General features: G+C 46.2%; 2 tRNA genes and 3 rRNA genes. All 5 read right to left on the reverse strand.

Features of this window, described 5'->3' with window-relative positions:
• Positions 1-41 precede the first annotated feature (41 nt).
• The 5 genes from rrf to JIV24_RS21750 all read right to left on the reverse strand — a co-directional run bounded on the left by rrf (position 42) and on the right by JIV24_RS21750 (position 5,280).
• Positions 42-152, reverse strand: a 5S ribosomal RNA gene (rrf, locus tag JIV24_RS21730).
• A gap of 161 nt (positions 153-313) precedes the next feature.
• A 23S ribosomal RNA gene (locus JIV24_RS21735) occupies positions 314-3,115 on the reverse strand.
• A gap of 270 nt (positions 3,116-3,385) precedes the next feature.
• Positions 3,386-3,462: transfer RNA gene (locus JIV24_RS21740), tRNA-Ala, on the reverse strand.
• Between the two features lie 41 nt (positions 3,463-3,503).
• Positions 3,504-3,580, reverse strand: a tRNA-Ile gene (locus tag JIV24_RS21745).
• A 178-nt stretch (positions 3,581-3,758) separates the two neighbouring features.
• Positions 3,759-5,280: ribosomal RNA gene (locus JIV24_RS21750) — 16S ribosomal RNA — on the reverse strand.
• The 16S, 23S and 5S rRNA genes sit together here with 2 tRNA genes alongside, the layout of an rRNA operon.
• Positions 5,281-5,562 lie beyond the last annotated feature (282 nt).

The following is a 5,562-nucleotide window of genomic DNA, read 5'->3' on the forward strand; positions in this document are numbered from 1 at the left end:
AAAAAATCCGATACTCATAATGAATATCGGATTTCTCTAAAAAAAGGCGGCGACCTACTCTCCCACTTCTACGCAGTACCATCGGCGCTATCAGGCTTAACTTCTCTGTTCGGAATGGGAAGAGGTGGAACCCTGATGCAATAACCACCTGAATATTTTATAGTTAATGATTAATTGTTAATATCTAATTATTAATGGATTTCATTAACCTCTAATAATTGATAATTAATCATTAAAATAACATATCAGCGCAAACCAAAATCATAACCACCTAACTAAAATGGTGTCAAATATATCTCCTAAGAGAATACTCTCTTGAAAGCTTCGGGTAATTAGTACTGCTCGGCTACGTATGTCACCACACTTACACCTACAGCCTATCAACGTCATCGTCTCTAACGTCCCTTAATGGAAATCTCATCTTGAAGCAGGCTTCGTGCTTAGATGCTTTCAGCACTTATCCCTTCCATACTTAGCTACCCAGCAATGCTCCTGGCGGAACAACTGGTGCACCAGAGGTATGTCCAACGCGGTCCTCTCGTACTAACGTCAGGCCTTCTCAAATTTCCTACGCCCACAACAGATAGGGACCGAACTGTCTCACGACGTTCTGAACCCAGCTCGCGTGCCACTTTAATGGGCGAACAGCCCAACCCTTGGGACCTTCTCCAGCCCCAGGATGTGACGAGCCGACATCGAGGTGCCAAACCGCTCCGTCGATATGAGCTCTTGGGAGCGATCAGCCTGTTATCCCCGGAGTACCTTTTATCCTTTGAGCGATGGCCCTTCCATGCGGAACCACCGGATCACTATGCTCTACTTTCGTACCTGCTCGGCTTGTAGGCCTCACAGTCAAGCGCGCTTATACCATTATACTCTACAGACGGTTACCAATCGTCTTGAGCGCACCTTTAGAAGCCTCCGTTACTCTTTTGGAGGCGACCACCCCAGTCAAACTACCCACCAAACGGTGTCCCCATAAATGGGTTAGGCTCCAGATAAGCAAAGGGACGTATTTCAAGGATGACTCCACAACGCCTGGCGACGCCACTTCATTGTCTCCGTCCTATCCTACACATTACTTACCCAAAACCAACGTTAAGCTGCAGTAAAGGTTCACGGGGTCTTTCCGTCCCGTTGCGGGTATCCGGCATCTTCACCGGAACTACAATTTCACCGAGCTCATGGCTGAGACAGTGCCCAGATCGTTGCACCATTCGTGCAGGTCGGAACTTACCCGACAAGGAATTTCGCTACCTTAGGACCGTTATAGTTACGGCCGCCGTTTACCGGGGCTTCATTTCAATGCTTCACCGAAGTTAACATCTCCACTTAACCTTCCGGCACCGGGCAGGTGTCAGGCCTTATACATCATCTTTCGATTTAGCAAAGCCATGTGTTTTTGATAAACAGTCGCCTGGGCCATTTCTCTGCGGCTCACATCACTGTGAGCACTCCTTCTCCCGAAGTTACGGAGTTAATTTGCCTAGTTCCTTAGCCATGAATCACTCGAGCGCCTTAGTATACTCAACCCAACTACGTGTGTCCGTTTACGGTACGAGCCGTCTTACTCGCTTTTCTTGGAACCGATTACTTACTTTCGCTTCGTCCGTAGACTAGGCTCAACGTACTATTCCGTCAGTACGTAAGCATCTGGTCGATCCGTCACTTTTATTGTAAGACAGGTGCAGGAATATTAACCTGCTTGCCATCCACTACCCCTTTCGGGTTCGCGTTAGGTCCCGACTAACCCTGATCCGATTAGCGTTGATCAGGAAACCTTGGTCTTTCGGCGTGGAGGTTTCTCACCCCCATTATCGTTACTTATGCCTACATTTGCTTTTCCAAACAGTCCACTGTGACTCACATCTTCAGCTTCAACCCAGTTTGGAATGCTCCCCTACCACTGAACTTAAAGTTCAATCCATAGCTTCGGTAGTATGTTTATGCCCGATTATTATCCATGCATCGTCGCTCGACTAGTGAGCTGTTACGCACTCTTTAAATGAATGGCTGCTTCCAAGCCAACATCCTAGCTGTCTAAGCAACAACACCGCGTTTGGTCAACTTAACATACATTTGGGGACCTTAGCTGATGGTCCGGGTTCTTTCCCTTTCGGACATGGACCTTAGCACCCATGCCCTCACTCCATGACATCATCTTACAGCATTCGGAGTTTATCAGGAGTTGATAGGCGATGAAACCCTCGCGTCCTATCAGTAGCTCTACCTCTGTAAGATTAATCATAGGCTGCACCTAAATGCATTTCGGGGAGTACGAGCTATTTCCGAGTTTGATTGGCCTTTCACCCCTACCCACAATTCATCCAAAGACTTTTCAACGTCAACTGGTTCGGTCCTCCACTGTGTGTTACCACAGCTTCAACCTGATCATGGGTAGATCACACGGTTTCGCGTCTAGCGCAGCTAACTATATCGCCCTATTCAGACTCGCTTTCGCTTCGGCTCCGACCCTTAAAGTCTTAACCTGGCTAGCTACGACTAACTCGTAGGCTCATTATGCAAAAGGCACGCTGTCACGGATTAAATCCGCTCCAACCGCTTGTAGGCGCACGGTTTCAGGTACTTTTTCACTCTTCTGTTCGAAGTGCTTTTCACCTTTCCCTCACGGTACTGGTTCTCTATCGGTCTCTCAGGAGTATTTAGCCTTAGCGGATGGTCCCGCCAGATTCACACAGGATTTCTCGTGTCCCGCGCTACTCAGGATACTCGCCTCGCTTGTCTTATTACGTGTACCGGACTATCACCGTCTCTGGTTGCTCTTTCCAAAGCATTCCACTTCTAATACATTTGATTATGCAAGTCCTACAACCCCATTAATGCCTAAACATTAATGGTTTGGGCTAATTCCCGTTCGCTCGCCGCTACTTAGGAAATCACTTTTGTTTTCTCTTCCTCCGGGTACTTAGATGTTTCAGTTCCCCGGGTTTGCCTCCATTGCTGGATACTATGTCTTCAACATAGTGGGTTGTCCCATTCAGAAATCTACGGATTAACAGTTATTTGCACTTCCCCGTAGCTTATCGCAGCTTATCACGTCTTTCATCGCCTCTGAGAGCCTAGGCATCCCCCGTACGCCCTTATCTACTTTCTTTTACACACACCTAGTTGGTGTCTATGATTTTGATTTGTTTTGCCAATATGTCAAAGAACGTTTAAGCTCGAATCAATCGGATAGTAATCCAGTCAATTCTCTTATGCTTTTGTGATATCGTTGGAATCGAACCAACCTTTGATAACCATTATATCTTTCATTAAGATGTTTAGACTTATAGACAATAGATTTATAGACTTTTCTATACTTATTATCTTGTCTTTTTTTGTAGTCTAACAGTCTATCTTCTAATAGTCTGTTATTCTACTTTGGTGGAGAATATCGGAGTCGAACCGATGACCTCCTGCGTGCAAGGCAGGCGCTCTAGCCAGCTGAGCTAATCCCCCATTTATCTAGCTTCTAGCCTCTAGTTGCTAGCTTCTAGCTTTGGTAGTCCCGGGCAGACTTGAACTGCCGACCCCTACATTATCAGTGTAGTGCTCTAACCAACTGAGCTACGGGACTGTTGCAGTGTCTCCCCGTTAGATTATTAGACTTTTAGAGTCCTAGACTTTTAGATTATTTTCTAATGGTCTATTATCTATTTGTCTAGTCATCTATTACGGATTGCTTGACGCTGTAATTATGAATAGTACATTGGTAAAAATGAAAGCCTAAAACCGGCTATCAAAATATTCTCCAGAAAGGAGGTGTTCCAGCCACACCTTCCGGTACGGCTACCTTGTTACGACTTAACCCTAGTTACCAGATTTACCCTAGGCCGCTCCTTACGGTAACAGACTTCAGGTACCCCCGGCTTCCATGGTTTGACGGGCGGTGTGTACAAGGCCCGGGAACGTATTCACCGCGCCATGGCTGATGCGCGATTACTAGCGAATCCAGCTTCACGAAGTCGGGTTGCAGACTTCGATCCGAACTGAGACCGGTTTTGGAGATTCGCATCCTGTCACCAGGTAGCTGCCCTCTGTACCGACCATTGTAACACGTGTGTAGCCCTGGACGTAAGGGCCGTGCTGATTTGACGTCATCCACACCTTCCTCGCGGTTTACACCGGCAGTCTTGTTAGAGTGCCCACCATTATGTGCTGGTAACTAACAACGTGGGTTGCGCTCGTTATGGGACTTAACCCGACACCTCACGGCACGAGCTGACGACAACCATGCAGCACCTTGTAAATTGTCCGAAGAAAACTCTATCTCTAAAGCTGTCAACCTACATTTAAGTCCAGGTAAGGTTCCTCGCGTATCATCGAATTAAACCACATGTTCCTCCGCTTGTGCGGGCCCCCGTCAATTCCTTTGAGTTTCATTGTTGCCAACGTACTCCCCAGGTGGATAACTTAATGCTTTCGCTTTGTCGCTTACGGTCTATTGCAAACAACTAGTTATCATCGTTTACGGCGTGGACTACCAGGGTATCTAATCCTGTTCGATCCCCACGCTTTCGTGCATCAGCGTCAGTTACAGTTTAGTAAGCTGCCTTCGCAATCGGTGTTCTGTGTTATATCTAAGCATTTCACCGCTACACAACACATTCCGCCTACCTCAAATGTACTCAAGAATAACAGTATCAAAGGCAATTTTACGGTTGAGCCGCAAACTTTCACCCCTGACTTACTATTCCGCCTACGCACCCTTTAAACCCAATGAATCCGGATAACGCTCGCATCCTCCGTATTACCGCGGCTGCTGGCACGGAGTTAGCCGATGCTTATTCATACGGTACCGGCAAATACCTACACGTAGATATATTTCTTCCCGTATAAAAGCAGTTTACAACCCATAGGGCAGTCTTCCTGCACGCGACATGGCTGGTTCAGACTTGCGTCCATTGACCAATATTCCTCACTGCTGCCTCCCGTAGGAGTCTGGTCCGTGTCTCAGTACCAGTGTGGGGGACCTTCCTCTCAGAACCCCTAGACATCGTCGCCTTGGTGAGCCCTTACCTCACCAACTAGCTAATGTCACGCATGACCATCTTATACCACCGGAGTTTTAATTATTAATTGATGCCAATCAATAACATTATGGGGTATTAATCCGAATTTCTTCGGGCTATCCCCCAGTATAAGGTAGGTTTCATACGCGTTACGCACCCGTGCGCCGGTCGTCATCTGGTGCAAGCACCAATGTTACCCCTCGACTTGCATGTGTTAGGCCTGTCGCTAGCGTTCATCCTGAGCCAGGATCAAACTCTTCGTTGTATAAAATTTTTAAATGTCTCTAGAAATTTTAATAACTGTTTAAACTCCTATATTATATATAGGCGATTGACTTCAGGTTTCACTTTTACCTTTTCTAATTTAATCGTTTAAATTAGGTACTATCCAATATTTTCAAAGAACTTTCTGAGCCTTTTGCTCAATGTAAAATCAAGTGTCTCAACACTCTTCTTTCAGTAATTTTTAGCATCTCTCGTTTGAGAAGCGGCTGCAAAGGTAACAACTTTATTAGTTACAAACCAAATGTTTTTTTGAGTTTTTTTT

Origin of the sequence: Carboxylicivirga marina (genome assembly GCF_016612505.1) — a bacterium.
In the GTDB taxonomy this organism is placed as follows: domain Bacteria; phylum Bacteroidota; class Bacteroidia; order Bacteroidales; family Marinilabiliaceae; genus Carboxylicivirga; species Carboxylicivirga marina.